This window comes from Kitasatospora nipponensis, assembly GCF_039528135.1.
GTDB lineage: Bacteria > Actinomycetota > Actinomycetes > Streptomycetales > Streptomycetaceae > Kitasatospora > Kitasatospora nipponensis.
The window spans coordinates 1-1,011 of record NZ_BAAALF010000524.1; the positions used below are offsets into that span (position 1 = coordinate 1).

The 1,011-nt window shown below is 56.0% G+C and carries 1 rRNA gene; it reads left to right on the forward strand.

The features are described from left to right. A 23S ribosomal RNA gene (locus tag ABD323_RS41640) occupies positions 1–1,009 on the forward strand; the annotation flags it as partial. Between the last annotated feature and the right edge of the window lie 2 nt (positions 1,010–1,011).

Consider the following 1,011-nt stretch of genomic DNA (forward strand, 5'->3'; position numbering starts at 1 on the left):
GCGCCAGTAAACGGCGGTGGTAACTATAACCATCCTAAGGTAGCGAAATTCCTTGTCGGGTAAGTTCCGACCTGCACGAATGGCGTAACGACTTCTCGACTGTCTCAACCATAGGCCCGGTGAAATTGCATTACGAGTAAAGATGCTCGTTTCGCGCAGCAGGACGGAAAGACCCCGGGACCTTTACTATAGCTTGATATTGGTGTTCGGTTCGGCTTGTGTAGGATAGGTGGGAGACTTTGAAGCGGCAACGCCAGTTGTCGTGGAGTCGACGTTGAAATACCACTCTGGTCGTGCTGGATGTCTAACCTGGGTCCGTGATCCGGATCAGGGACAGTGTCTGGTGGGTAGTTTAACTGGGGCGGTTGCCTCCTAAAGAGTAACGGAGGCGCCCAAAGGTTCCCTCAGCCTGGTTGGCAATCAGGTGTTGAGTGTAAGTGCACAAGGGAGCTTGACTGTGAGACCGACGGGTCGAGCAGGTGCGAAAGCAGGGACTAGTGATCCGGCGGTGGCTTGTGGAAGCGCCGTCGCTCAACGGATAAAAGGTACCCCGGGGATAACAGGCTGATCTTCCCCAAGAGTCCATATCGACGGGATGGTTTGGCACCTCGATGTCGGCTCGTCGCATCCTGGGGCTGGAGTAGGTCCCAAGGGTTGGGCTGTTCGCCCATTAAAGCGGTACGCGAGCTGGGTTTAGAACGTCGTGAGACAGTTCGGTCCCTATCCGCTGTGCGCGTAGGAATATTGAGAAGGGCTGTCCCTAGTACGAGAGGACCGGGACGGACGAACCTCTGGTGTGCCAGTTGTCCTGCCAAGGGCATGGCTGGTTGGCTACGTTCGGGAGGGATAACCGCTGAAAGCATCTAAGCGGGAAGCCTGCTTCGAGATGAGTATTCCCACCTCCTTGAGAGGGTAAGGCTCCCAGTAGACGACTGGGTTGATAGGCCGGATGTGGAAGCCCAGTAATGGGTGGAGCTGACCGGTACTAATAGGCCGAGGGCTTGTCCTCAG